Origin of the sequence: Variovorax terrae, from assembly GCF_022809125.1 — a bacterium.
GTDB classification, from domain to species: Bacteria; Pseudomonadota; Gammaproteobacteria; order Burkholderiales; family Burkholderiaceae_C; genus Variovorax_A; species Variovorax_A terrae.
The window spans coordinates 89,496-113,173 of the sequence record NZ_JALGBI010000003.1; the positions used below are offsets into that span (position 1 = coordinate 89,496).

Genomic DNA, 23,678 nt, shown 5'->3' on the forward strand with positions numbered 1-23,678 from the left:
ATGGCCGACGCGCCCGTGTGCCTGGTCACCGGCTCGGCCACCGGCATCGGGGCGGCCTGCGCGCGCGAGTTCGCGCGGCGCGGCTGGAACGTGGCCGTCACTTACCTGGGCGAGGCGCAGCGGGCCGACGCCGAGGCGGTGGCCGCCGACTGCGCGCAAGCGGGCGCGAGCGTGCTGCTGCAGCCGCTGGACGTGACGGACGACGCCAGCTGCACGCAGGCGGCCCAGGCCGCGCTGCAGCGCTTCTCGCGCCTGGACGCCCTGGTCAACTGCGCCGGCACGACACGCTTCGTCCCGCATGCCGACCTGGACGCGCTGGACGCCGGTGAATTCCACCGCACCTACGGCGTGAACGTGGTGGGCGTGCACCAGATGGTGCGCGCCTGCGCTGGCGCGCTGCGCGAGAGCGAGGCCGGCGCCGTGGTCAACATCTCGTCCATCGGCGGCGTGCTGGGCCGGGGCTCGTCGATGGCCTACGCGGCCTCCAAGGGCGCGCTCAACACGCTCACGCTGGCGCTGGCCCGCGCGCTGGCGCCCGCGGTCCGCGTCAACGCCATCGCGCCCGGCTTCGTGGAGGGCGGCCTGCCCAGCCGCGTGCTCGACGCGGCGAACCACGCGCAGGTGCTGGATGCGCAGACCCTGGCCTCGGTGCTGGCGCGCGTGTCGCAGCCCGAAGAAGTGGCGGCGCTCGCCTTCTTCATCGCCGCGCGCGCGCCGGGCATGACCGGCGAGGTGATCCAGCTCGACAACGGCCTGCACCTGAACGCCGGCTGATCCGCCCCCCCAAAAAGAGACCCACGGAAGACACACACCCATGACAGCCCCGAAGAAGTTCCGCTCGGCCACGATCTACGAGGGCACGATCCGCGCCACCACGCGCAGCTTCCTGCACGCGCTGGGCCAGGACGACGAGGACATCGCGCGGCCGCACATCGGCGTGTTCCACACCGGCGGCGAGATGAGCCCGTGCAACCTGAACCTGCGCGAGCAGGCCCAGCATGCCAAGACCGGCATCTACGCGGGCGGCGGCACGCCGCACGAATGCCCGGTGGTGTCGGTGAGCGACGGCCTCACCATGGCGCATTCGGGCATGCGCTTCTCGCTGATCTCGCGCGAGCTGATCGCCGACAGCGTGGAAGCCTCGGTGCGCGGCCACCAGTGGGACGGCATCTTCGGCATCGGCGCCTGCGACAAGAATCTTCCCGGCCTGATGATGGGCATGGTGCGCTGCAATGTGCCCAGCGTGTTCGTGCATGGCGGCTCGGCCCTGCCGGGGCAGATGCCGGGCCCCGACGGCCGCGACCTCAACGTGGTGGACACCTACGAGACCATCGGCAAGGTGCTGGCCGGCGATGCCACGCACGAGGAGCTCGACGCCATGAGCCACGCCTGCCTGCCCACCGCCGGCGCCTGCGCGGGCCAGTTCACGGCCAACACCATGGGCATGGTGTCGGAGGTGCTGGGCCTGGCGCCGATCGGCTCCAGCATGGTGCCGGCGGTGTTCAGCGAGCGAGCACCGCTGATGCGCCGCGCCGCCAGGCAGCTCATGAAGGCGGTCATGGGCGACAGCCCGCTGCCGCGCGACATCGTGACGCGCCAGGCCCTGGAGAACGCCTGCGCGGTGGTCAGCGCCACCGGCGGCTCGACCAACGCGGCGCTGCACATCCCGGCCATCGCGCACGAGGCCGGCATCCGGTTCCACCTCGACGACGTGGCCGAGGTGTTCGCCCGCACGCCGCTGATCGCCGACCTGCGCCCAGGCGGCAAGTACCTGGCGCGCGACATGTACTACATCGGCGGCGCCGGCGTGGTGATGCGCGAGCTGCTGGCGCAGGGCTTCCTGCACGGCGACGCGCTCACCTTCACCGGCCGCAGCCTGGCCGAAGAGCTGGCCGGCGCCAACGCGCCCGATGGCCGCGTGGTGCGCCCCGTGGCCGACGCGCTGAGCCGCGACGGCGGCCTGGCCGTGCTCAAGGGCAACCTCTGCCCCGACGGCGCCCTGCTCAAGACCGCGGGCCTGAAGACCCTGGTGCACCGCGGCCCGGCGCGGGTGTTCGAGTCGGAGGAGGAGGCGCAGGCGGCGGTGCAGAACCAGCGCTACCAGCGCGGCGACGTGATCGTGATCCGCAACGAAGGCCCCAAGGGCAGCCCCGGCATGCGCGAGATGCTGGGCATCACCGCGCTGCTCTACGGCCAGGGCATGGGCGATCAGGTGGCGCTGCTGACCGACGGCCGCTTTTCCGGCGCCACGCGCGGCCTGTGCATCGGCTACGCGGGGCCCGAGGCCGCCGACGGCGGGCCGATCGCGGCGCTGCGCGACGGCGACATCGTGAGCATCGACGCGCGCGCCGGCTCGCGCAGCATCACGGTGGAGCTGAGCGGCGAGGAGATCGCGCGCCGGCTCGCCGCGCGTGGGGTCTCCCCGGGTGTGCAGCACCGCGGCCTGCTGGAAAAATACGCGCTCACGGTTCGCCCCAGCCACCAGGGCGCCGTCACCCATTCGGGGGCGGTGACCTGGCTGCGCGACGAGTCCTGACCTTTCCCATCACAACCCCCAGGAGACACGACATGACGATTTCCCGCCGCCACCTGATCCAATCCACCGGCGCCGGCGCGCTGCTGGCCATGCTGGGCGAACGCGCCTTCGCGCAGGCCCAGATCGAGACGCTCAAGATCATCACGGGCTTTGCCGCGGGCGGCACCTCCGACACCACCTGCCGCCGCGTGGCCACCCGGCTGAGCCCCGACTACGCCAAGACCGCCGTGGTGGAGAACCGCACCGGCGCCGGCGGCCAGATCGCGATCCAGTACGTCAAGGGCGCGCCGGCCGACGGCGCCACGATGCTGCAGACGCCGACGTCCATGCTCACGATCTACCCGCACATCTACAAGAAGCTGCCCTACGATCCGCAGGCCGACCTGACGCCGGTGTCGCTGGGCTGCGTGTTCGACTTCGGCTTCGCGGTCGGCCCGGCCGTGCCGCTGGGCGTGAAGACCGTGCCCGACTTCCTGGCCTGGGCCAAGGCCAACCCGCTGGGCGCCAACTTCGGCTCGCCGGCCGCGGGCTCGACGCCGCACTTCGTCGGCGCGCTGCTCGGCAAGAGCGCGGGCATCGAGCTCAAGCACGCGGCCTACCGCGGCACGCAGCCAGCCATGCTGGACCTGCTGGGCGGCCAGATCTCGGCCGTCTCGGGGCCGATCGGCGACATCACGCAGCACCTGCCCACCGGCAAGGTGCGCATCCTGGGCGTCTCGGGCGCCAAGCGCAGCCGCTTCGCGCCCGACGTGCCCACGCTGACCGAGCAGGGCCTCAAGGACATGGCCTACAGCGAATGGTTCGCCTTCTTCCTGCCGCCCAAGGCGCCGCAGGACGTGGTGGCCCGCCTCAACGCCGGGCTCAAGAGCGCGCTGGCCTCCAAGGACGTGATCGACGGCCTCAACGGCTTCGGCCTGGAGGCCCTGTCGTCCACGCCGGCCGAGCTCAGCGCCCTGATCAAGAAAGACACGGCCATGTGGGCGCCCATCGTCAAATCGATCGGCTTCACCGCCGACGCCTGATGCGCCCCCACGCTCGTCACGCCGTGTACTTCGCGGCCCCCCGAGGGGGCCGCAGTCGCCTTGGGGCGGCCCGGCGGCGACTGAGCCCTTCCCTGTTTGTTTTTCCTGGAGACCGCCCGTGAACGCCACCCCCAAACCCTCCGCCGCCATGCACCCCGACGAGTGGCAGGCCCGCGTACAGCTCGCGGCCTGCTACCGCGTGTTCGCGATGCTGGGCTGGACCGAGATGATCTACAACCACATCACGGTGCGGTTGCCTGACAGCGCCACGGGCGGCGCCAAGCAGTTCCTGATCAACCCGTTCGGCCTGCACTACAGCGAGGTCACCGCGAGCAACCTGCTCAAGATCGACCTGCAGGGCAACAAGCTGGACGACAACCCCTGGCCGGTGAACCCGGCCGGCTTCACCGTGCACGCCGCGATCCACGACGGCCTGCCCGACGCGCATTGCGTGATGCACACCCACACCACGGCCGGCGTGGCCGTGGCCTGCACCCAGGGCGGGCTGGCGCAGAACAACTTCTACTCTGCCCAGCTCGACGACCTGGTGGCCTACCACGACTTCGAGGGCATCACCATCCACGCCGACGAGGCGCCGCGCCTGCTGAAGAACATCGGCGACAAGCCCGTGGTGATCCTGCGCAACCACGGCCTGCTGGCCTGGGCGCCCACCTTGCCGCTGGCCTTCGTGCGGCTGTGGACGCTGCAGCGCGCCTGCGAGATCCAGATGGCGCAGGCCGCGCTGGGCCCGGCCATCGCCGTGCCGCCGGCCGTGGCGCGCAAGACCACGCATGACTCGTTCCAGTTCGACGCCCAGTTCGGCGCCGGCCAGGATGTGTTTGACGCGCTGGTGCGGCAGGTCGACCGGATTGACGTCAGCTATCAAAACTAGAGCAAACTTTGACCACCCGACGCGGACATCAGGCCCAAATGACTGAGAAAACGATCTCCAAGGCATGTATCTACGGCGCCGGCGCCATCGGCGGCTGGATCGGCATGGCGCTGGCGTCCAGCGGCTGCAGCATCAGCGTGGTGGCACGCGGCGCCACGCTGGAAGCCCTGAAGGCCCATGGCCTGCGGCTGCAGAAAGGCGAGGCGACGACGTCCATTCCCGTGCAGGCCAGCGCCGACCCGGCCGAGCTGGGCGTGCAGGACCTCGTGGTGATTGCCGTCAAGGCGCCGGCCCTGCCCGAGGTGGCGCGCCGGATCGCGCCGCTGATCGGGCCGGACACCCTCGTGCTGACCGCGATGAACGGCGTGCCCTGGTGGTTCTTCGAGGGCTTCGGCGGCCGCTGGCAGGGCACGCGCCTGAAGGCGGTGGACCCCGAGGGCGCGATCGCGCAGGCCATCCCGGCACGCCACATCATCGGCTGCGTGGTGCATGCGAGCTGCTCGCTCAACGGCCCCGGCTTCGTGCGCCACCATTTCGGCAACCGCCTGATCCTGGGCGAGCCCTCGGGCGAGAAAACGGCGCGCGTGCAGGAACTGGCGGCGCTGCTCACGCAGGCCGGCCTCGAAGCGCCGGTGTCCGAGCAGATCCAGAAGGACGCCTGGTACAAGCTGTGGGGCAACATGACGGTCAACCCGGTCAGCGCGATGACCGGCGCCACCACCGACCTCATCCTCGACGACGAGCTGGTGCGCGGCTTCATCTCCAGCGTGATGCTGGAGGCGCGCGAGATCGGCGCGCGCATCGGCATCCCGATCGCCGACCAGCCCGAGGACCGCCACCAGGTCACGCGCAAGCTCGGCGCCTTCAAGTCCTCGATGCTGCAGGATGTGGAAGCCGGCAAGGCGGTGGAGCTCGACGCACTGGTCACCGTGGTGAAGGAACTGGGCACCCTGACCGGCGTGCCCACGCCCTTCACCGACGCGCTGCTGGGCCTGGCCCGGCTGCATGCGCGGGTGCACGGGCTGTACTGAGCGGCTGCCTGCTGGGTGGGGGTTCTCGCTGGCCTGCTTGGCTGGCGAGGGGCAGGCGAGGGGCCAGCGGCGCGGCGGCGATCTTGCGCTCGGTACGGCTCATGTCCTCCCCCCTTTGCTATCGTGTCGTGGTCTTCGCGCCATCCATCGTGTCCGTCGCCGGCCAGATGTGGCGCACCGCCTCCGAGAAGGTGCGGGCGGCAGGCGCATGGTGCTGCAACAGCCCAGCCACCATGACGAGCGCCAGCAGCGTCGCCGCCGCGAACGGCAGCGTGCCGCGCAGCAGCACGCGAGCCCAGCTCCCGATCACGTCCACGCGCCCCAGCCGCTTGACCAGCACCCCTGCGAACACCACTTCAAAAGCGGCTTCCAGCAGCAGCGCCGGACCACCGATCCATGCGAACGCAGCCGCCAGCAGCATGCCCAGCGCTACCGCCGCCAGCGCCAGCAGGCAGCCTTCTCCATCGCCGACCGGAAAATCCACATTCGCCCCCAGATCCGTCATGGCCTCGCCGGAGCCACGCTCCTGCCGCATGAAGTCCGACCAAACCCGGACACAGAGAAAGAACACCGGGTACGACAGCGCGAAGCTGATGGCATAGCGCAAGGGCATGTTGGCGACGTTCCATCGCACAAGCAGTGCGCTGATCAGCCAGCCGCTGGCCCAGGTCACACCGAAGATCAAGCCCGCATGCACGCCCACCCAGCGCCAGCGCAGCCGGCTTTCAATGAAGCGGCGCTTTTCGCGCACGTGGCGCAGCGCGTCCCAGTGGTCGCCGGCCACCCGCGGCTACTCCGCCACCACCACCGGCACGCGCGGCGCCAGCGCGCACATCAGTTCGTAGCCCACGGTGCCGGCGGTGGCGGCCACCTCGTCGATCGGCAGCACCGTGCCGTTGGCGGCGCGGCCCCACAGCGTGACCTCGCTGCCGAAGCCGGCCTCGGGCACCGGCGTGAGGTCCACCGCGATCATGTCCATGCTGACGCGGCCCACGGTGCGGGTGCGCACGCCGTCCACCAGCACCGGCGTGCCGGTGGGGCACAGGCGCGGGTAGCCGTCGGCATAGCCGCAGGCCACGGTGCCGATCCGGAGCGGCGCCTCGGCCGTAAAATTGGAGCCATATCCCACGGAGGTCCCCGCCAGCAGGTGCTGGACAGCTATGATTTTGCTAGCAAGCGTCATCGCCGGCTGCAGACCCCAGTGGGCCGCGGAATGCTCGGGAAAGTCGGGCGCGCTGCCGTACACCGCGATGCCGGGCCGCACCCAGTCGGCGCGCACGGCGGGATCGGCCGCGTGGCGCAGCGTGGCGGCGCTGTTGGACAGCGTGCGCTCGCCGGGCAGGTCCTGCGTGGCGGCCTGGAAGGCGGCGAGCTGCTGCGCGATGCCGCGCGGGCCGTCGGCGTCGCTGAAGTGCGTCATCAGCGAGATCTCGTCCACCTGCGGCAGTGCGTTCAGGCGGGTCCAGGCGGCGCGGTAGCGCTGCGGCGTGAAGCCCAACCGGTTCATGCCCGAGTTCATCTTGAGGAACACGCGGTGCGGCTGGTGCGTCTTGTGGGTGGCCAGCATGTCGATCTGCTCGTCGCAGTGCACGGTGTGCCACAGGCCCAGGCGCGAGCACAGCTCGAGGTCGCGCGGCTCGAACACGCCTTCGAGCAGCAGGACCGGGCCGCGCCATCCGAGGCGGCGCACGCGCTCGGCTTCGTCCAGGTCGATCAGCGCGAAACCGTCGGCGCCGCGCAGGCCTTCGTAGGCGCGCTCGATGCCGTGGCCATAGGCATTGGCCTTCACCACCGCCCACACTTTCGCATCGGGTGCGGCCTGCCGCGCACGCAGCAGGTTGTGGCTCAGGGACGAGGTGTGGATGGTGGCGAGAATGGGGCGTGGCATGGCGGCGGCAGGGAGTTCCGGCGGGGAGATGCAGCAGATTTTGGCACTGCGGGGCGTGATATAACCCCCTGTCGATTGGAGACAGTGACAAAATCAATTGGCATCAGCGCGACTGATGCCCAAGCAGCTATTTGATGAAGCGCGGTTTTTACACCATCATGTCAGCCCAGTTTTTCAGTTCACTGGCTGACAACGCTATTTTCGTGGCTGCCGTCGAACTGCTGCGCACCAATGGCTCTCCCGAGTGGCAGCGCGCGGCCCTGGTGCCGATGTTCGCGCTGTTCTATGTGATCCTCGCGCCCTGGCTGGGCGCGTTCGCCGATGCGCTGCCCAAGGGCCGGGTGATGTTCATCAGCAACGCGATCAAGGTGGTGGGCTGCCTGCTGATGCTGTTCGGCCTGCACCCGCTCTTGGCCTATGCCGTGATCGGGCTCGGGGCCGCGGCCTACTCGCCGGCCAAGTACGGCATCCTCACCGAGCTGCTGCCGGCCTCGCAGCTGGTCAAGGCCAACGGCTGGATCGAGGGGCTGACAATCGCCTCCATCATCCTGGGCGTGCTGCTGGGCGGCCAGCTGGTCGGGCACCACATGTCGAGCATGCTGCTGTCGTTCGACTTCCCCTTCATCGACACCGGCATCGACACGCCGCCCGAAGCCGCCATCCTGGTGCTGGTGTTCGTGTTCCTGGTCGCGGCCTGGTTCAACACGCGCATCCCGCACACCGGGGTGGAGATGCGCCCGCTGCCGCGCAACCCGCTGGATCTGCTGCCGGACTTCTGGAGCTGCAACTCGCGCCTGTGGCGCGACAAGCTGGGCCAGATCTCGCTGTCCACCACCACGCTGTTCTGGGGCGCGGGCGGCAACCTCAAGTTCATCGTGCTGGCCTGGGCCGCCGTGGCCCTGGGCTACAACACCACGCAGGCCTCCGCGCTGACCGGCGTGGTAGCCATCGGCACGGCGGTGGGCGCCATCGTGGCCTCCATGCGCATGCGGCTGGACATGGCGACGCGCGTGATTCCCATGGGCATCTCGATGGGCCTGCTGCTGGTGCTGATGAACTTCATCCACAACGTGTGGCTGGCCGTGCCTTTCCTGATCCTGCTGGGCGGCCTGGGCGGCTTCCTCGTGGTGCCGATGAATGCGCTGCTGCAGCACCGCGGCCACAACCTGATGGGCGCCGGCCGCTCGATCGCGGTGCAGAACTTCAACGAGCAGGCCTGCATCCTGGGCCTGGGCGCGTTCTACAGCCTGTCGATCAAGCTGGGCCTGTCGGTGTTCGGCGCGATCACCGCGTTCGGCGTGGTGGTGGCGGGCGTGATGTGGCTGATCAAGAACTGGCACGACAACAACTGCGTGCGGTACCGCGAGGAGGTCGACCACCTGCTCGACATCGCGCGGCACGATAATATGCACGGCTGATCCAGGGGCCCTGCGGGCTGCGCCCGCTCCCTGTTTCCAGATGCCCGCTTCCTCTGCGCCCCGGCCCCCTTTCCCGCCGCGGCGCCCGCCCCCACCATGAACCCCCTGCTGCCCGCCCTCGCCCTCCTGTTCAACGCCTTCGTCTGGGGCATTTCGTGGTGGCCGTTTCGCCTGCTGGAAAGCCATGGCCTGCATCCGCTGTGGGCCACGGCCATCATCTATGTGTTCTCGCTGGCCTGCGTGCTGGCGCTGCGCCCGAACGCCTGGCGCGGCTTCGCGGGGCACCCGGCGCTGTGGCTGCTGGCGCTCTCCTCGGGCATCACCAACATGGGCTTCAACTGGGCCGTGACGGTGGGCGACGTGGTGCGCGTGGTGCTGCTGTTCTACCTGATGCCGGCCTGGACCGTGCTGCTGGCCTGGCTGGTGCTGGGCGAGAAGCCGGCCCCGGCCTCGCTGCTGCGCATGGCCCTGGCGCTGGCGGGCGTGGTGATCGTGCTCAGGACCGAGCACTCGGCCTGGCCGGTGCCCGAGGGCTATGCCGACTGGCTGGCGCTGCTGGGCGGCTTCAGCTTCGCGCTGACCAACATTCTGCTGCGCCGGCTGCACCGCGCGCCGCCCGAGTCGCGCGTGGTGGCGATGTTCAGCGGCGGCACGCTGACGGCCTGCGGCGCCGCGCTGATCGGCATGACGCAGGGCCTGGTGAGCGCGCCGCCGGCGCCCGCCACGGCCTGGCTGCTGGTGGCGGGGCTGCTGAGCCTGGGCTTCCTGGCCGGCAACATCGCGCTGCAGTTCGGCGCCTCGCGCCTGAACGCGCACACCACGGCGCTGGTGATGCTGTCCGAGGTGGTGTTCGCCAGCGTGTCGGCCGTGGTGCTGGGCGCGGCCGAGCTGCCGGGGCGCATTCTGGTGGGCGGCTCGCTGATCCTGCTGGCGGCGCTGTGGTCCGCGCTGTCGCCAAGCCCGGCCGAGGCCCCGCTCAGCGCGGCTTCCTGAGGGCGTCGGGGTTGGGAATACTGGTGCCCAGGTCGGTGTGCTGGAAGCCGCGCTGGATCTGGGTGTCGTACCGGCTCAGGATGCCCACCAGATCGCTTTCGTCCAGCGGCTTGACGAGGTAGGCGTCGCAGCCGGCCAGCGAGCCCTTGATCTTGTCGATGGCGCCGCCGCGGCTGGTCAGCAGCACGACCACGGGCGGCTTGCCGTCGGGGTAGCTGCGCTGCTTGATGGCGCGGCAGGTCTGGTAGCCGTCCATGCCCGTCATCACCACGTCGAGAAAAACGAAGCGGTAGGGCCGCGCGGCCAGCCGCTCCAGCGCCTGTTCGCCGCTGTGCACCATCTCGGCCTTGAAGCCGAAGCGGCGCAGGCTGTTCTGCATGAAGCGCAGGGCGGTGTCGCTGTCGTCCACCACCAGGATGCCGTCGTCGTCGGGCTGCGGGCGCGCCGCGGGCGGCTGCCGGTCGGTCGGCGCAAAGGGCCGGGTGTCGGCGAAGCCGGGCACCAGGGCGGACGGCGCCGCGGCGGCGCGCGGCACCAGCATCTGGTCGATGGCCGTGAGCAGGCTCATGAGCTTGATCGGGCGCGGCTGGCGCGGCCAGCCGCTGCCGCCGTCCGACGCGCCGACCAGCAGCACATGCTGCGCCGGCGGCTTTGCGAGCAGCCCCTGCAGGACGGCCGCGTCATCGGCATTGGCGATGAGGAGCACCGCCTGCGCCGCGTCGTCGACGATCTGGTAGCCGTTCTGGCGCCGGGCGGCCAGCCGGAAGAAGGATTCGAAGGTCGTCCGCTCGAAGGCCGAGAAACCCAGCAGGGCAATGGGATACGGTGTGTTCATGGTGTGGTGGCGCTTGCTGTCCCTCTTCCTCTTGTTCGCCCCGCGTTGGGCATCCCCCTCTGCTTGCCGCAGCTTCCCGATTATGGCGAAAATGGCCTGAGGCCCAGTGTGGTGCCGCCCTTCTTCCGGAGCCCTTCATGTCCAGCATCTACGATTTCGACGCCCTGCAGATCAACGGCAAGACCGTGCGGCTCAAAAAATACCAGGGCAAGGTGCTGCTGGTGGTGAACACCGCCAGCGCCTGCGGCTTCACGCCGCAGTTCGGCGGGCTGGAAGAGCTGCACCAGACCTATGGCGGCCAGGGCCTGGTGGTGCTGGGCTTTCCCTGCAACCAGTTCGGCGCGCAGGACCCGGGCAGCAACGACGAGATCGCCTCGTTCTGCCAGGTGAACTACGGCGTGAGCTTCCCGATGATGGCCAAGATCGACGTCAACGGCGCACAGGCCGATCCGCTGTACAAATGGCTGACCGAGGAAGCGCCGGGCCTGCTGGGCAGCAAGGCCATCAAGTGGAACTTCACCAAGTTCCTGGTGGGCAAGGACGGCCAGGTGATCCGGCGCTACGCGCCGACCGACACGCCCCAGGGCCTGGCCCGCGACATCGAGGCGGCGCTGGCGGCCTGATCTGCCTTTTTTCAGGCAGAAACCGCCCGAGGTCCAGGTGGGGCGGTCATTTTCTGCTATCAATTCTGAAGTAAATGGCATGCCGCGTCACGGCGCGGTGCCCGTCGCGCCCCACTGGCGCTGCTCGTCCTCGTGGCGGCGCAGCAGGTCGGCCAGCGTGCGGCCCGGCTCGTCGCGGAAATGCTCGTCGAGCGTGCGCACGAAGCTGACGCGGTCGACACGGAAGCTGCGGAAATCCTGCCGCTGCTCGCACCAGGCGGCCAGCGTCCAGACCTTGCCCCAGTAGAAGCAGCCCAGCGGACGCAGGATGCGTTCGCTGGGCTTGTCGTCCTGGTCGCGATAGTGGATGAACAGCTTGCGCCGCGACTGCACCGCCTCGCGCAGGGTCTGCAGCGTGCGCTGGGCCGTGGGCCCCAGCCCCACGGCGGGGGCGAAGATCGCCAGGCTCTCGGCCGCCACGCGGGCATCGACCGGCAACAGCGGCAGGATCTTGCCGAGCGCGTCCTGCGCCGCGCGGGCCAGCGCCGGGTCGAGCCAGGCCTCGGCCAGCCGCACCGAGGCCACCAGCGCCTTGGCCTCGTCCTGGGTGAACATCATCGGCGGCAGGTCGAAGCCGGCGCCCAGCCGGTAGCCCACGCCGGCCTCGCCCTCGATCGGCACGCCCTGGTGCTGCAGGTCGGCCACGTCGCGGTAGATGGTGCGCTCGGACACCTCCAGCCGGCCGGCCAGGAAGGCCGCCGTGGTCAGGCGGCGGCCACGGATGAGCTGGACGAGATGGAACAGTCGGTCGGCGCGGCGCATGGTGATAAATCGTGCTGAATCAGGAATTAAATGGTTACATATTTAAGAATTATTGCAATTACCGCAATGTGTAATTTCATACTTCGTAGTTTTTCTTTCTTCGTTCGGCATCTACAGTTGAGCCATCGATGAGCCGCAATCAAAACAACGACTCACCGAGGCTGGACAAGACGGGGTTGAGATGGAGCCCGACCTGCCCGGAAACGTCAATCGATTTTTGAAAGGAACCATCATGAACCGCACCCTGATCGCTACCGCCCTGATTGCCGCCGCCACCATGGCATCGACCGCCAGCTTCGCCGCCGGCGAAGCCGACTACGCCGAACAGCAGCAGCATGTGAACAGCACGCTCACCCGTGCCGAAGTCAAGACGGCCGCAGCCCAGGTTTCCAAGAACTTCAACTGGGAGCCCAACGGTTCGCGCGTGGCGCCCCGTGTGGCGTCCGGCACCAGCCGCCTGGACGTGCGCAACGAGGCCGTCGCCGCCAACCGCGCCGGCAAGATCGGTGAAGGCGAACTGGGCATGATGCTCTAAGCAGCCTGCCCCCTGCCCGAGGCGGCCTTGCGCAAGCAGGCCGCCTTTTTCTTTGCCGCCTCGCGCCGCGACGCCGGAGGACGGTCCCTGAACCAAGCCCCGGGGCATCTCAGCCTTTCTTGGCCGGCCGGACCGGGCCGCGTGCCGCCACAGGCCGCGGCAAGGCCGCCCGCACCGCCCGCGCGGCCGGCACGCCTGCTTTCGAAGGTCTTTTAGGCCTGGGGTCCTTGTCCAGCCGTTGCATGTAGCTATTAAAAATGTAGCAAAACACGAGACGCCTCCATGGCCTCGGCGATCCGCCGCATGTCGCTGTCACCGATCTCGAACAGGCCGAAGCGGAATTTGTAGCCCCAATGCTGCCGGTCGTCCACGAATTCCAGTACGTCCAGCAAGGGCAGGATCGACGCCTCGCGCGCCGGCACATAGGCCACGCCGCGCCGGTAGGGCACGAAGCCGCCACCCATGTCGAAGGCATAGGGCTCGCCGGGCTGCACCACGCCGATGCTCACGAAGCTCTGGCAGCGCGGCCCGCCGCCCATCGCGAGGCCGGGCGCGTAATAGGCCACGCGGTCGCCCGGCCGCACGCGGCGGATCGGCGCGAGCCGGCCGTGGCACACCTGCATGAAGCCGCCGCCCGCATCGTCGCGGCCGCGCCGCGCATGCTCGGCGCTGGCCACCGCAATCCAGTTCCTCATGCTCAAGCCGGCGCGTGCAGGCCGACCCGGTTGCCTTCGGTGTCGATGATGTGGGCGAAGAACCCCAGGCCCGGCGGCAGCGCGGTCTTGGGCGTGTGGATGCGCCCGCCGGCGGGCTGCACGCGCGCCAGCACCGCGTCGATCGACGGGCCCGCGTTCAGGTAGCCCAGCGTGCCGCCCTCGCCGGGCCGCGCGGCGCCGGGGCCGGCCTGCAGCGCGCCGCGCACCGCCTCCTCGCCATCGGCCGGGAACACCGCCATCTCCATGCCGGGGCCGCCGTAGTTCTCGCGCACGAGCGCGGCGCCCAGCAGGCGCTCGTAGAACGCCTGCGCCCGGTCGATCTGCGCGCAGGGAATCTCAAACCAGTTGAGGGCGTGTTGCATGGCCTGGCTCCTTGCCAGAAGTTGATCAGGACGCCATGCTGCGCCGCCCCTGCTGACAGCCCTCTGTCAGGAGACTGGCAGTGCCTCGTCCAGCAGCTCGATCCAGTGCCGCACCGGCGTGGCCGTGCCGCTTTGCAGGTGCGTGATGCAGCCGATGTTGGCCGAGAGGATGGCCTGCGGCGCCAACTCGCCCAGGTGGCCGAGCTTGCGGTCGCGCAGCTGGGTGGCAATGCCGGGGTTGAGCACCGAGTAGGTGCCGGCCGAGCCGCAGCACAGGTGCGCCTCGTTCGTGGCCGTGCGCACCTGAAAGCCCAGCGCGCCCAGGTGCTGCTCCACGCCGCCGCGCAACTGCTGGCCATGCTGCAGCGTGCAGGGCGGGTGGAAGGCCAGCAGGCCGGCGGGCGGCTTCACCCGGCCGCGCAGCGCCTGCACCAGCGCGGGCAGCAGCTCGCTCAGGTCTTTCGTCAGCGCGCTGATGCGCTGCGCCTTGGCGGCATAGGCCGGGTCGTCCTTCAGCACGTGGCCGTAGTCCTTGACCGTGACGCCGCAGCCCGAGGCGTTCATGACGATCGCCTCGACACCGGCGCCGCCGTCCTGCGGCTCGACGTGCGGCCACCAGGCGTCGATGTTGGCGCGCATCTGGGCCCTGGCGCCGTCCTGGTCGTTGAGGTGGAATTTCACCGCGCCGCAACAGCCCGCCTCGGGCGCGACCACGGCCTGGACGCCGGCTGCGTCGAGCACGCGCGCGGTGGCGCGGTTGATGTTGGGCAGCATCGCGGGCTGCACGCAGCCGGCCAGCATCAGCATCTTGCGCGCGTGCTGGCGCACGGGCCAGGCGCCGGCCTCCTGCTTCGGCGGCACCTTGGCCTGGAGTGCCGCGGGCAGCAGGCCGCGCACGCTCTGGCCGAGCTTCATCGCGGGGCCGAACAGCGGCGAGGGCAGGCCTTCCTTGAGCGCCCAGCGCAGGGCGCGTTCGGCGGCCGGGCGCGGCACTTTCTCATCGACGATCTTGCGGCCGATGTCCACCAGGTGGCCGTACTGCACGCCGCTGGGGCAGGTGCTCTCGCAGTTGCGGCAGGTCAGGCAGCGGTCCAGGTGCAGTTGCGTGGCGCGCGTGGGCGCCTCGCCCTCGAGCACCTGCTTGATGAGGTAGATGCGCCCGCGCGGGCCGTCGAGCTCGTCGCCCAGCAGCTGGTAGGTCGGGCAGGTGGCGGTGCAGAAGCCGCAGTGCACGCACTTGCGCAGGATGGCCTCGGCCTCGGCGCCGTCGGGCGTGTTCTTGAATTCGGGAGCGAGGTTCGTCTGCATCACAACTCCCGGTACAGGCGGCCGCGGTTCAGGATGCCGGCCGGGTCGAACTCGGCCTTGAGCTGGCGGTGGAGACGGTCCAGCGGCGGCTTCAGGGCATCAAATCGGGCCAATGTCCTTGTCGTGGGGTCTTTTTTTGCTATGAAAAGCGTAGCATGCCCGCCAGCAGCCGCAGCCGCGGCGCGCAGGCGGGGCGCGTCCTGCGCGCTGGCGTGCACCCAGCGCTGGGCGCCGTGCCACTCGACCAGCGGCGGCTCGGGCAGGTCCAGCACCGGCGCGGTCTGCGGCACCGAGAGGCGCCACAGATCGCGCCCGCCGCCCGCCTGGAACCAGGGCAACTGCTGCTCGCGGCACAGCGCCCAGTCGGGCGCGACCAGGGCGTTGTCCTGGCGCTCGCCGCCCAGCGTGCGGCAGGCGGCCTCGACCGCCGCCACCGCGCCGCGCAGGCGCAGGTAGAGCGTGCCCACGCCCATGTCCTCGACCCAGCAGCTCGCATTCAGCGGCAGCGGCTGGCCGCCCCAGCGGTTGAGTTGGGCCAGCGCCTCGGCCTGGTCCATCTCGAACTTCAGCGTGGCCTCGGCCGGCGCGCGCGCCAGCACCTTGAGGCTGACCTCGGCAATCAGCCCCAGCGTGCCGAGCGCGCCCACCATCAGGCGCGAGACGTCGTAGCCCGCCACGTTCTTCATGACCTGGCCGCCGAAAGTGAGCAGCTCGCCGCGGCCATTCAGCAAAGTCATGCCGAGCACATAGTCGCGCACCGCGCCGACGCTGGCGCGCGCCGGGCCGCTCAAGCCCGTAGCCACCATGCCGCCGACGGTCGCTGTGCTCCCTGCGGCGCTACCGAAATGCGGCGGCTCGAACGGCAGGCACTGGCCGCGTTCGGCCAGCACGGCCTCCAGCTCGGCCAGCGGCGTGCCGGCGCGCACGGTGACCACCAGCTCGCTCGGCTCGTAGCTGGTGATGCCGGCCAGCGGCCGGGTGTCGAGCAGCTCGCCCACGGGCGGCTCACCATAGAAATCCTTGCTGCCGCCGCCGCGGATGCGCAGCGGCTGGCCGGCGGCCGCGGCGGCGCGGATGCGGTCGGCGATCTGGCTGAGGGCTGGGTCCATGAGCTGCATGGTAAGCGCGGCCGCCCCCCGGCCCGCGCACGCGGGCTGTGATCTTTTTGAAATCAGTCGCTGAAAAAGTTGACGGGCAGGCCCGGCACGTCCACGCGCATCGAGAACACGCAGCCCGACTCGGGCAGGGCGGCCAGCTCGTCGGCCGGCCGGCCGTGGCAGGCGGTGGTGAGGTAGAGCGTGCGCAGGTCGTCGCCGCCGAAGCAGGGCATGGTCGGGCAGCGCGCGGGCACGGCGATCTCGGCCAGGGTCTCGCCCGCGGGCGAGAGCTTGAGCACGCGCCCGCCCTCGAACATGGCGACCCAGTAGTTGCCCTCGGCATCCACCGCCGCGCCGTCGGGCCGGCCGCCGTAGCCCGGCATGCCGGGCTGCCAGCCGGCCGGCTTGCCCGGGAACTGGCGGAACACGCGGTGGCGGCGCATGGCGCTGCTGCGCGGCTCCCAGTCCCAGGCCTGGATCACATGGTTCGTGGTGTCGCTCCAGTAGACCGTGCCGTGGTCGGGCGACCAGGCCAGGCCGTTGGCGATCACGCCATTGAGCGCCTTGAGCTGAACCACCGGCTTGCCGCCGTTGCCGTTGTCGGGGCGGCAGTCGATGGAGTACAGCTCGGCCCGGCGCGCATCGCGCGGCTCGTACATGGTGCCGGCCCACAGCCGGCCCAGCGGGTCGGCCTTGCCGTCGTTGAAGCGGGTGGTCTTCGGATCGTGGTTGAAGCGCGCGATCGGCGTGAGCGCACCGCCCCACTCGGGCGCGCGGTAGATGCCGTCGCGCAGCGCGATCACCAGGCCGCCGCGTTGCGCCGGGGCGATGCAGCCCGGCTCCTGCGGCAGCTCCCAGCTCTCCAGCGTGCCCATGAAGACGTTGGCGCGGTGGATGCGCCGCCCTGGAATATCCACCCAGTACAGCAGCTGCTCCTGCGGGTGCCAGAACGGGGATTCGCCCAGGCCGCTGGGCTGCTTCACGACGGTTTGCCAGGTCATTTCAGTTTTTGCCTTCCACTTGGATGTTCATCTGCGCCGTCATCGACTCGCCGGGCGCGAGCACGCGCAGGCCCAGGTCGCCGGCCCGCATGGCGGACGCGGCCAGCAGGTTGACGGCATTGTTCACATGGCTCACCGGCTCGATCGCAACGAAGTCGTGCGCCTCGCCGGTGAACACCACGAGGTGGCTCAGCGACGAGTCGATGCGCGTGCGCAGCAGCGGGTCGCGCAGGTGCGCGCTGCCGTGCCAGCCGTCGAAGCAGTGGTCGATCTCGAGCCCGGCGCAGTCGGCGTCCAGCCCCTGGGCCGGCAGGCGGTGGGTCGGCAGCTTCTCGGCGTTCATCTCCCAGCGGCCCGTGGCCTCGAACGCAATGCGGCTGCCCGCGCGCTTGACGAAGGACGGATGCCAGCCGAGACCGGCCGGCGCGGGCTGCGGCGACTGGTTGGTGAGGCTCAGCGTGAGTGCCAGCTCGTGGGCGCTCACGCGCAGGGTCTGCGAGGTGTCGAAGGCGAAGGGCCAGGCCGCATCGGGCTGGTGCTCATACGACAGCATGAGCGTGCGCGCGTCCTGCTCCAGCACGGCCCAGGGCCGCTGCCAGCCGACGCCGTGGATGGCATGCGGCTCGTCGCCGCCCGGGCGGACCAGCGGGTGGCTGGTGCCCTGCCACTGCAGCGTGGCGTGGCCGATGCGGTTGGAGAACGGCACCAGCGGGTAGCAGCCGGCCTGGCGCGCCGAGCGCAGGGCTCGCGGATCGGCCGCGGCGCGCAGCACGGGCACGCCGTCCAGCCACAGGCCCGCGATGCAGCCGCCCAGGGCGGGCAGTACCTCGCAGCGCAGGCCTTCGCAGGCCAGTTCGATCACAGCAGCGGTCATCGCCGGATTTTGTCTCCTCGGCTTCATTGTGCCCGGGGACGGCCCGGCCTCGACTCGGCGTCAACCCTCACCAGCGCCGCAGGCGGTTGCCGCATAAAAAAGAAAAAAGGGCCCGCATCGCTGCGGGCCCAACATCCAAAGGAGACTCTCGCTGTCTTTGCTCTGCCCCGGCGGCCTGGAGGGGCGCCGGGGCCGGTGTCGCTCAACGGTTGTAGGCGGTCTCGCCGTGCGAGCTGATGTCCAGGCCTTCGCGCTCCTCCTCTTCGGGCACGCGCAGGCCGATCAGCAGGTCGGCGATCTTGTAGGCGATGAAGGCCACCACGCCGGACCACACGATGGTGAGCAGCACGCTCTTGAGCTGCACGAACAGCTGATGGCCCATGGCGTAGTCGGCCGGCTGCACGCCGCCCAGGCTGGGCGCGGCGAACACGCCGGTCAGGAGGGCGCCCAGGATGCCGCCGACGCCGTGCACGCCGAACACGTCGAAGGCATCGTCGGCACCGAGCATCTTCTTCAGGCCGTTCACGCCCCAGAGGCAGACCACGCCGGCCAGCAGGCCGAGCACGATGGAGCCCATCGGGCCGACGAAGCCGGCCGCGGGCGTGACCGCCACCAGGCCGGCGACGGCGCCGGAGGCTGCGCCCAGCATGGAGGCCTTGCCCTTGGACAGCGCTTCACCGCCGATCCAGGCCAGCGTGGCAGCGCCGGTGGCCAGGATGGTGTTGATGAAGGCCAGGCCGGCGATGCCGTTGGCGGCGCCCGCGGAGCCGGCGTTGAAGCCGAACCAGCCGACCCACAGCAGCGAGGCCCCGACCATCGTCAGCGTCAGGCTGTGCGGCGTCAGCGCTTCCTTGCCGAAGCCGATGCGCTTGCCGACCAGGTAGGCGCCCACCAGGCCGGCGACACCGGCATTGATGTGCACCACGGTGCCGCCGGCGAAGTCGAGCGCGCCGTCCTTGCCCAGCAGGCCGCCGCCCCAGACCATGTGAGCCATCGGGATGTAGCTGAAGGTGAACCAGATCACGGAGAACAGCAGCACGGCGGAGAACCTGATGCGCTCGGCGAAGGAGCCGACGATCAGGCCCACCGTGATGGCCGCGAAGGTGGACTGGAAGGCCACGAACACGTATTCCGGAATGGTCGGCAAGGCGGCGGACAAGGTGTCCGGCGCGATGCCCTTGAGGAAGATCTTGTCGAAGCCGCCGAAGAAGGTGCCCTCGCCGCCGAACGCCAGGCTGTAGCCGTAGATGGCCCACAGGATGGTGATCAGCGAGAAGATCACGAACACCTGCATCAGCACCGACAGCATGTTCTTGGAACGGGCCAGGCCGCCGTAGAACAGCGCGAGGCCGGGGATGGTCATCAGGATCACCAGCATGGTCGAGGTCAGCATCCAGGCGGTGTCGCCGGTGTCGAGCTTGGGCGCCGGTGCAGCAGCGGGGGCCGCAGGTGCGGCCGCCGCCGCGGGCGCTGCGGCTGCAGCGGCAGGAGCCGCCGCAGAGGCGGCAGCGGCCGCAGGTTCCGAAGCAGCCGGCGTTTGCGCCAGCGCTGCCGTGCTGCCGGCGAGCAGACCGATTCCCAGCACGAGGGAGGCAAGTAGTTTTTTCATGTTCGTCTCTTTCTTGAGGGCTGCAGATTTACAGCGCTTCCTTGCCGGTTTCGCCGGTGCGGATGCGGACGACCTGCTCCAGGTTGTATACGAAGATCTTGCCGTCGCCGATCTTGCCGGTGCGGGCCGCAGCCTCCACCGCCTCGATCACGCGCTCGACCAACTCGTCGGCCACCGCCGCTTCGATCTTGACCTTGGGCAGAAAGTCCACCACGTACTCCGCGCCGCGGTACAGCTCGGTGTGGCCTTTCTGACGGCCGAAGCCCTTGACTTCGGTCACGGTGATGCCTTGCACCCCGATGCCGGAGAGGGCTTCGCGCACCTCGTCCAGCTTGAACGGTTTGATGATGGCCGTTACGAGTTTCATGTCTTCTCCTCGACGGGTTAAGGAATTAGAAATTCTTCTTGAGGCCCAGCACCAGGGTGCTGCCGGCCAGGTTCTTGGTGCCGGTGCCCGGCAGGGTGTAGTCGAAGCCCTGCTTGCTGCTCCAGTTGGTGCCGACCAGGGTGGCGCTGACCACCAGGCCGTCGAAGTCCTTGTTCAGGGCCAGCGAGTAGTCGGTGTAGGAGGTGGCGTTCTTGATGGTCTGGCTGCCGATGTGCGGCACGATGGAGAAGCCGTTGCCCAGGTCGAACGTGGCGCTCAGGTCGAAGTAGCCGCTGCCCTTGCTGTTGGGCGTGCCGAACAGGTTGGTCGTGCTCTGCGAGTACTTGGCCGTGACCGGGCCGAACGACAGGGCGCCGTACAGCTCGAAGGTGTTGGCGTTGGCAAAGCCGGCCGTGTTGCCCAGGTTGTTGCCGGCGTACCAGTATTGCAGGCCGCCGACGTCGAACGAGACGGAGTCGGTGATCGAGCCCTTGTAGCCGCCGTACAGGTCGATCTCGATCGGGCCCTTGGTGGTGTTGGGGTTGGCCGTGCTGTCCTTGATCCAGGAAATGGTGGAGCCCCAGGTGCCCAGGTAGAAGCCGCTCTTGTGCGCGAAGTCGATGCCGCCCTGCAGCGCCGGCTTCTTGCCGGTCTGGGAGATGCCGCGGTAGCGGTATTCGGTCACGGCGCCGATGTTGTAGGACAGGGTGTAGTCCGGCTCTGCGGCAGGCGCCGCGGTCTGGGCAAAGGCAGCACCGGACACGGCCAGCAGGGACAACAGCATCGTTTGAGTAGCTTTCAATTTCACGAGGTTCTCCTAACAAGAAAAAAGGGACACCGGTGCTAAGCAGGGAGCGTGCCAAAGTTAACGTCCCATGAACGCCTGTCTCTTTCTGCGTCCTCGCAACAGGGGGCTGCCGCGTTACTCCTTTCAGTCATAGAAAAACGAAAGCACCTGCCGAGCACGTTTTTGGTGCGCCTTCGCGTCCGCCTCGCCGCACAGGTACAGTGCGCACTCAATTGGGGAGTTGGTTCTCATGAGCTTGTCTTTGGTGCAAAGCCGTGCCCTGCTGGGGCTGGAAGCGGCGGCCGTCACCGTCGAGGTGCATCTGGCCAATGGCCTGCCGAGCTTCACGCTGGTGGGGCTGGCCGAGGTGGAGGTTAAGGAGGCGCGCGAGCGGGTGCGCAGCGCGCTCCAGAACTCGGGCCTCGAGTTTCCCCACAACAAGCGCATCACCGTGAATCTGGCGCCGGCCGACCTGCCCAAGGATTCGGGCCGCTTCGACCTGCCGATCGCACTCGGCATCCTGGCCGCCAGCGGCCAGATCGACGCCGCGCGGCTGGCCGGCCACGAGTTCGCGGGCGAGTTGTCGCTGTCGGGCGAGCTGCGGCCGGTGCGCGGCGCGCTGGCCATGAGCCTGGCCCTGCGGGCGCAGCAGGCCCAGCCCCGGCTGGTGCTGCCGGCCGCCAGCGCCGAAGAAGCCGCGCTGGTGCCCGGCATGCAGGTCTATGGCGCCCGCCACCTGCTCGACGTGGTGCGCCAGTTCCTGCCCGCGCCGAAGGAGGCCGCGCCCGCCGAGGACGACACCGGCGGCTGGGTGCGCGTGCCGCCGCGGCGGGCCCGGCCGCCCGCGGCGCGCTATGCCGACCTGGCCGACGTCAAGGGCCAGGCCGCCGCCAAGCGCGCGCTGGAGATCGCGGCGGCTGGCGGCCACAGCGTGCTGATGGTGGGCCCGCCGGGCTCGGGCAAGTCGATGCTGGCCCAGCGCTTTGCCGGCCTGCTGCCGGCCATGAGCGTGGACGAGGCGCTGCAAAGCGCGGCCGTGGCCAGCCTGGGCGGGCGCTTCTCGCTGGAGCACTGGGCCACCCGGCCGACCTGCAGCCCGCACCACTCGGCCAGCGCGGTAGCGCTGGTGGGGGGCGGTTCGCCGCCGCGGCCCGGCGAAATCTCGCTGGCCCACCATGGCGTCCTTTTTCTGGACGAACTGCCCGAATTTCCGCGCGCCGCCCTGGAGGCGCTGCGCGAGCCGCTGGAAACCGGCACCATCACGATTTCGCGCGCGGCGCGGCGCGCCGAATTTCCGGCGCGCTTCCAGATGATCGCGGCCATGAACCCCTGCCCTTGCGGCTACCTGGGCTCGCCGCTCAAGGCCTGCCGCTGCACGCCCGACCAGGTGTCGCGCTACCAGGGCCGGCTCAGCGGCCCGCTGCTCGACCGCATCGACCTGCACGTGGAAGTGCCGGCCCTGCCGCCCGCCGACCTGCTGCAGGCGGGCGCGGGCGAATCCACCGGCCCCATCCGCGAGCGCTGCACGGCGGCGCGGGAGCGCGCGCTGCAGCGCCAGGGCAAGCCGAACCAGGCGCTGGCCGGCCAGGAGATCGACGACCACCTGGCGCTGGAAGATGCCGCCGCGAAGTTTCTCAACACCGCCGCCGCGCGGCTGGGCTGGAGCGCGCGCTCGACCCACCGCGCGCTCAAGGTGGCGCGCACCATCGCCGACCTGGCCGGCGCCGGCACGACGCAGGTGGCGCACATCGCCGAAGCCGTGCAGTACCGGCGCGCGCTGCGCCCGGCCTGAGCGCCAATTGCTACCAAATCAATAGCAAACAATGACCAGGGGACAAGGACATCTGCGCGATTTCCTTGCCAAATACGGCGCCACCCCGGCCGTACAGCCCGAAACCGGGGCCGTCTGTTGACTTATACCTAAATGTAGTAAGGGAATGGATAAACTGTGAGGCATGGGGTGTATCGCCCGCCCAGGCCGCGCGACACCGGGCCCTGGCGCCACGAACGGCCTGCCCCTTTCTACAACGCCTGATCTTTCCTGAACCATGAGTGCTTTCAACGAGGAACGCGTGCTGAGCGTCCACCACTGGACGGACCGCCTGTTCACCTTCACCACCACGCGCGACCCGTCGCTGCGCTTCTCCAACGGCCACTTCACCATGATCGGCCTGCGCGTCAACGACAAGCCGCTGCTGCGCGCCTACAGCATCGTGAGCGCCAACTACGAGGAGCACCTCGAGTTCCTGAGCATCAAGGTGGAAGAAGGGCCGCTGACCTCGCGGCTGCAGCACATCCAGGTGGACGACACCATCATCGTCGGCCGCAAGCCCACCGGCACGCTGCTGATCGACTACCTGCTGCCCGGCAAGCGCCTGTACCTGCTGTCCACCGGCACCGGGCTGGCGCCATTCATGAGCATCATCCGCGACCCGGAGACCTACGAGCGCTTCGAGCAGATCGTGCTGGTGCACGGCGTGCGCCAGGTCGACGAGCTGGCGTACCACGACCTCATGGTGGACCACCTGCCGCAGCACGAATTCCTGGGCGAGATGGTCAAGCAGAAGCTGCTGTACTACCCCACCGTGACGCGCGAGCTCTACCGCAACATGGGCCGCGTGACCGACCTCATGGAAAAGGGCAAGCTGTTCAAGGACCTGCACCTGCCCGAGATCGACCGCGAGCAGGACCGCGTGATGATCTGCGGCAGCCCCGGCATGCTGGTCGACCTCAAGCACCTGCTGGAAGCGCGCGGCTTCAAGGAAGGCAACACCTCCACGCCGGGCGACTTCGTCATCGAGCGCGCCTTCGCCGAGAAATAGAAGGCTGCGCCGCCGTCAGGCCATGCGGCCTGACGGTCTCCCGCGGCTTCGGCCGCAAGCAAGACCCTCCATCGCCATGATCGAGGCGGCTGGCCGGTGAGATTCTGGCCAGCGGCATGGCGATGATCGACGGCATCGCGTGCCGCAACCCCCGCTTGCCG

At 69.5% G+C, this 23,678-nt stretch carries 24 protein-coding genes; 11 read left to right on the forward strand and 13 right to left on the reverse strand.

All coding sequences use genetic code 11. The features are described from left to right. The 5 genes from MMF98_RS19780 to MMF98_RS19800 all read left to right on the forward strand — a co-directional run bounded on the left by MMF98_RS19780 (position 1) and on the right by MMF98_RS19800 (position 5,481). Positions 1-774, forward strand: coding sequence for an SDR family NAD(P)-dependent oxidoreductase (locus MMF98_RS19780; RefSeq protein ID WP_243308884.1), 774 nt, complete (start codon positions 1-3; stop codon positions 772-774). 40 nt (positions 775-814) lie between these two features. After that, on the forward strand, positions 815-2,536 hold the full coding sequence (gene ilvD / locus MMF98_RS19785) for a dihydroxy-acid dehydratase (protein ID WP_243308886.1): 1,722 nt from the start codon (positions 815-817) through the stop codon (positions 2,534-2,536). 32 nt (positions 2,537-2,568) lie between these two features. Beyond that, positions 2,569-3,558 carry a Bug family tripartite tricarboxylate transporter substrate binding protein gene (locus MMF98_RS19790; RefSeq protein WP_243308887.1) on the forward strand — a complete coding sequence of 330 codons (990 nt, stop codon included), beginning with the start codon at positions 2,569-2,571 and terminating at the stop codon, positions 3,556-3,558. Positions 3,559-3,676: 118 nt separating this feature from the next. Continuing rightward, positions 3,677-4,450, forward strand: coding sequence for a class II aldolase/adducin family protein (locus MMF98_RS19795; protein WP_341481326.1), 774 nt, complete (start codon positions 3,677-3,679; stop codon positions 4,448-4,450). A 38-nt stretch (positions 4,451-4,488) separates the two neighbouring features. Beyond that, positions 4,489-5,481 (forward strand): 2-dehydropantoate 2-reductase, encoded by a 993-nt coding sequence (locus tag MMF98_RS19800; RefSeq protein WP_243308889.1) that lies wholly within the window; start codon positions 4,489-4,491, stop codon positions 5,479-5,481. A 118-nt stretch (positions 5,482-5,599) separates the two neighbouring features. Here MMF98_RS19800 and MMF98_RS19805 read toward each other — a convergent pair whose 3' ends face one another. Together MMF98_RS19805 and alr are read right to left on the reverse strand one after the other, a co-directional pair. Continuing rightward, a complete protein-coding gene (locus MMF98_RS19805; RefSeq protein WP_243308891.1) occupies positions 5,600-6,265 on the reverse strand; it encodes a hypothetical protein in 666 nt (221 codons plus the stop codon). A 6-nt stretch (positions 6,266-6,271) separates the two neighbouring features. Beyond that, the gene (alr, locus tag MMF98_RS19810; RefSeq protein ID WP_243308892.1) at positions 6,272-7,369 is read right to left on the reverse strand and encodes an alanine racemase; all 1,098 of its coding nucleotides are present in this window, start codon (positions 7,367-7,369) and stop codon (positions 6,272-6,274) included. A gap of 134 nt (positions 7,370-7,503) precedes the next feature. Between alr and lplT the strand changes: the two genes are divergently transcribed. Both lplT and MMF98_RS19820 read left to right on the forward strand, forming a co-directional pair. Beyond that, positions 7,504-8,787: a lysophospholipid transporter LplT gene (lplT, locus tag MMF98_RS19815; protein ID WP_243308894.1), complete on the forward strand. Its 1,284-nt coding sequence runs from the start codon at positions 7,504-7,506 to the stop codon at positions 8,785-8,787. Between the two features lie 96 nt (positions 8,788-8,883). After that, entirely contained in the window at positions 8,884-9,780 is an 897-nt protein-coding gene (locus MMF98_RS19820; protein WP_243308895.1) for a DMT family transporter, read from the forward strand. Here the strand turns inward: MMF98_RS19820 and MMF98_RS19825 are convergent. Continuing rightward, positions 9,764-10,615, reverse strand: a complete 852-nt coding sequence (locus tag MMF98_RS19825; RefSeq protein ID WP_243308902.1) for a response regulator — start codon at positions 10,613-10,615, stop codon at positions 9,764-9,766. The two genes, MMF98_RS19820 and MMF98_RS19825, sit on opposite strands and share 17 nt — an antisense overlap. A 137-nt stretch (positions 10,616-10,752) precedes the next feature. On the opposite strand from MMF98_RS19825, the gene MMF98_RS19830 reads away from it, so the two are divergent. Continuing rightward, the gene (locus MMF98_RS19830) at positions 10,753-11,238 is read left to right on the forward strand and encodes a glutathione peroxidase (protein WP_243308903.1); all 486 of its coding nucleotides are present in this window, start codon (positions 10,753-10,755) and stop codon (positions 11,236-11,238) included. Between the two features lie 87 nt (positions 11,239-11,325). Here MMF98_RS19830 and MMF98_RS19835 read toward each other — a convergent pair whose 3' ends face one another. Continuing rightward, positions 11,326-12,039, reverse strand: a complete 714-nt coding sequence (locus tag MMF98_RS19835; protein WP_243308904.1) for a helix-turn-helix transcriptional regulator — start codon at positions 12,037-12,039, stop codon at positions 11,326-11,328. Positions 12,040-12,271: 232 nt separating this feature from the next. Here MMF98_RS19835 and MMF98_RS19840 point away from each other — a divergent pair, with 232 nt between their 5' ends. Then, complete coding sequence (locus MMF98_RS19840) at positions 12,272-12,574, forward strand: hypothetical protein (protein ID WP_243308905.1); 303 nt, start codon at positions 12,272-12,274, stop codon at positions 12,572-12,574. A gap of 251 nt (positions 12,575-12,825) precedes the next feature. Here MMF98_RS19840 and MMF98_RS19845 read toward each other — a convergent pair whose 3' ends face one another. The 9 genes from MMF98_RS19845 to MMF98_RS19885 form a co-directional block, all read right to left on the reverse strand. Then, complete coding sequence (locus MMF98_RS19845; protein WP_341481327.1) at positions 12,826-13,269, reverse strand: EVE domain-containing protein; 444 nt, start codon at positions 13,267-13,269, stop codon at positions 12,826-12,828. 2 nt (positions 13,270-13,271) lie between these two features. Continuing rightward, the gene (locus tag MMF98_RS19850; RefSeq protein WP_243308908.1) at positions 13,272-13,652 is read right to left on the reverse strand and encodes a VOC family protein; all 381 of its coding nucleotides are present in this window, start codon (positions 13,650-13,652) and stop codon (positions 13,272-13,274) included. Positions 13,653-13,718: 66 nt separating this feature from the next. Next, the gene (glcF, locus tag MMF98_RS19855; protein ID WP_243308910.1) at positions 13,719-14,960 is read right to left on the reverse strand and encodes a glycolate oxidase subunit GlcF; all 1,242 of its coding nucleotides are present in this window, start codon (positions 14,958-14,960) and stop codon (positions 13,719-13,721) included. Continuing rightward, on the reverse strand, positions 14,960-16,069 hold the full coding sequence (glcE, locus tag MMF98_RS19860) for a glycolate oxidase subunit GlcE (RefSeq protein WP_243308920.1): 1,110 nt from the start codon (positions 16,067-16,069) through the stop codon (positions 14,960-14,962). The genes glcF and glcE overlap by 1 nt, the downstream gene beginning before the upstream one ends. A gap of 62 nt (positions 16,070-16,131) precedes the next feature. Beyond that, complete coding sequence (locus tag MMF98_RS19865; protein WP_243308923.1) at positions 16,132-17,058, reverse strand: SMP-30/gluconolactonase/LRE family protein; 927 nt, start codon at positions 17,056-17,058, stop codon at positions 16,132-16,134. 1 nt (position 17,059) lies between these two features. Beyond that, on the reverse strand, positions 17,060-17,932 hold the full coding sequence (locus MMF98_RS19870; RefSeq protein ID WP_243308925.1) for an aldose 1-epimerase: 873 nt from the start codon (positions 17,930-17,932) through the stop codon (positions 17,060-17,062). Positions 17,933-18,134: 202 nt separating this feature from the next. Beyond that, positions 18,135-19,541, reverse strand: a complete 1,407-nt coding sequence (gene amt, locus MMF98_RS19875) for an ammonium transporter (RefSeq protein ID WP_243308927.1) — start codon at positions 19,539-19,541, stop codon at positions 18,135-18,137. Positions 19,542-19,569: 28 nt separating this feature from the next. After that, a complete protein-coding gene (gene glnK / locus MMF98_RS19880) occupies positions 19,570-19,908 on the reverse strand; it encodes a P-II family nitrogen regulator (RefSeq protein WP_243308935.1) in 339 nt (112 codons plus the stop codon). Positions 19,909-19,933: 25 nt separating this feature from the next. Beyond that, the gene (locus MMF98_RS19885; RefSeq protein WP_243308936.1) at positions 19,934-20,716 is read right to left on the reverse strand and encodes a TorF family putative porin; all 783 of its coding nucleotides are present in this window, start codon (positions 20,714-20,716) and stop codon (positions 19,934-19,936) included. A 229-nt stretch (positions 20,717-20,945) separates the two neighbouring features. Here MMF98_RS19885 and MMF98_RS19890 point away from each other — a divergent pair, with 229 nt between their 5' ends. Both MMF98_RS19890 and MMF98_RS19895 read left to right on the forward strand, forming a co-directional pair. Continuing rightward, positions 20,946-22,487: a YifB family Mg chelatase-like AAA ATPase gene (locus tag MMF98_RS19890; protein WP_243308937.1), complete on the forward strand. Its 1,542-nt coding sequence runs from the start codon at positions 20,946-20,948 to the stop codon at positions 22,485-22,487. 256 nt (positions 22,488-22,743) lie between these two features. Beyond that, positions 22,744-23,517, forward strand: a complete 774-nt coding sequence (locus MMF98_RS19895) for a ferredoxin--NADP reductase (protein ID WP_243308938.1) — start codon at positions 22,744-22,746, stop codon at positions 23,515-23,517. The last annotated feature ends 161 nt before the right edge of the window (positions 23,518-23,678 follow it).

Coding starts and splice junctions, on each gene's coding strand:
- MMF98_RS19780 (WP_243308884.1), top strand. CDS start 1: ATGGCCGACGCGCCCGTGTGCCTGGTCACCGGCTCGGCCACCGGCATC.
- ilvD (WP_243308886.1), top strand. CDS start 815: ATGACAGCCCCGAAGAAGTTCCGCTCGGCCACGATCTACGAGGGCACG.
- MMF98_RS19790 (WP_243308887.1), top strand. CDS start 2,569: ATGACGATTTCCCGCCGCCACCTGATCCAATCCACCGGCGCCGGCGCG.
- MMF98_RS19800 (WP_243308889.1), top strand. CDS start 4,489: ATGACTGAGAAAACGATCTCCAAGGCATGTATCTACGGCGCCGGCGCC.
- alr (WP_243308892.1), bottom strand. CDS start 7,369: ATGCCACGCCCCATTCTCGCCACCATCCACACCTCGTCCCTGAGCCAC.
- lplT (WP_243308894.1), top strand. CDS start 7,504: ATGAAGCGCGGTTTTTACACCATCATGTCAGCCCAGTTTTTCAGTTCA.
- MMF98_RS19820 (WP_243308895.1), top strand. CDS start 8,884: ATGAACCCCCTGCTGCCCGCCCTCGCCCTCCTGTTCAACGCCTTCGTC.
- MMF98_RS19825 (WP_243308902.1), bottom strand. CDS start 10,615: ATGAACACACCGTATCCCATTGCCCTGCTGGGTTTCTCGGCCTTCGAG.
- MMF98_RS19830 (WP_243308903.1), top strand. CDS start 10,753: ATGTCCAGCATCTACGATTTCGACGCCCTGCAGATCAACGGCAAGACC.
- MMF98_RS19835 (WP_243308904.1), bottom strand. CDS start 12,039: ATGCGCCGCGCCGACCGACTGTTCCATCTCGTCCAGCTCATCCGTGGC.
- MMF98_RS19840 (WP_243308905.1), top strand. CDS start 12,272: ATGAACCGCACCCTGATCGCTACCGCCCTGATTGCCGCCGCCACCATG.
- MMF98_RS19845 (WP_341481327.1), bottom strand. CDS start 13,269: ATGAGGAACTGGATTGCGGTGGCCAGCGCCGAGCATGCGCGGCGCGGC.
- MMF98_RS19850 (WP_243308908.1), bottom strand. CDS start 13,652: ATGCAACACGCCCTCAACTGGTTTGAGATTCCCTGCGCGCAGATCGAC.
- glcF (WP_243308910.1), bottom strand. CDS start 14,960: ATGCAGACGAACCTCGCTCCCGAATTCAAGAACACGCCCGACGGCGCC.
- glcE (WP_243308920.1), bottom strand. CDS start 16,069: ATGGACCCAGCCCTCAGCCAGATCGCCGACCGCATCCGCGCCGCCGCG.
- MMF98_RS19865 (WP_243308923.1), bottom strand. CDS start 17,058: ATGACCTGGCAAACCGTCGTGAAGCAGCCCAGCGGCCTGGGCGAATCC.
- MMF98_RS19870 (WP_243308925.1), bottom strand. CDS start 17,932: ATGACCGCTGCTGTGATCGAACTGGCCTGCGAAGGCCTGCGCTGCGAG.
- amt (WP_243308927.1), bottom strand. CDS start 19,541: ATGAAAAAACTACTTGCCTCCCTCGTGCTGGGAATCGGTCTGCTCGCC.
- glnK (WP_243308935.1), bottom strand. CDS start 19,908: ATGAAACTCGTAACGGCCATCATCAAACCGTTCAAGCTGGACGAGGTG.
- MMF98_RS19890 (WP_243308937.1), top strand. CDS start 20,946: ATGAGCTTGTCTTTGGTGCAAAGCCGTGCCCTGCTGGGGCTGGAAGCG.
- MMF98_RS19895 (WP_243308938.1), top strand. CDS start 22,744: ATGAGTGCTTTCAACGAGGAACGCGTGCTGAGCGTCCACCACTGGACG.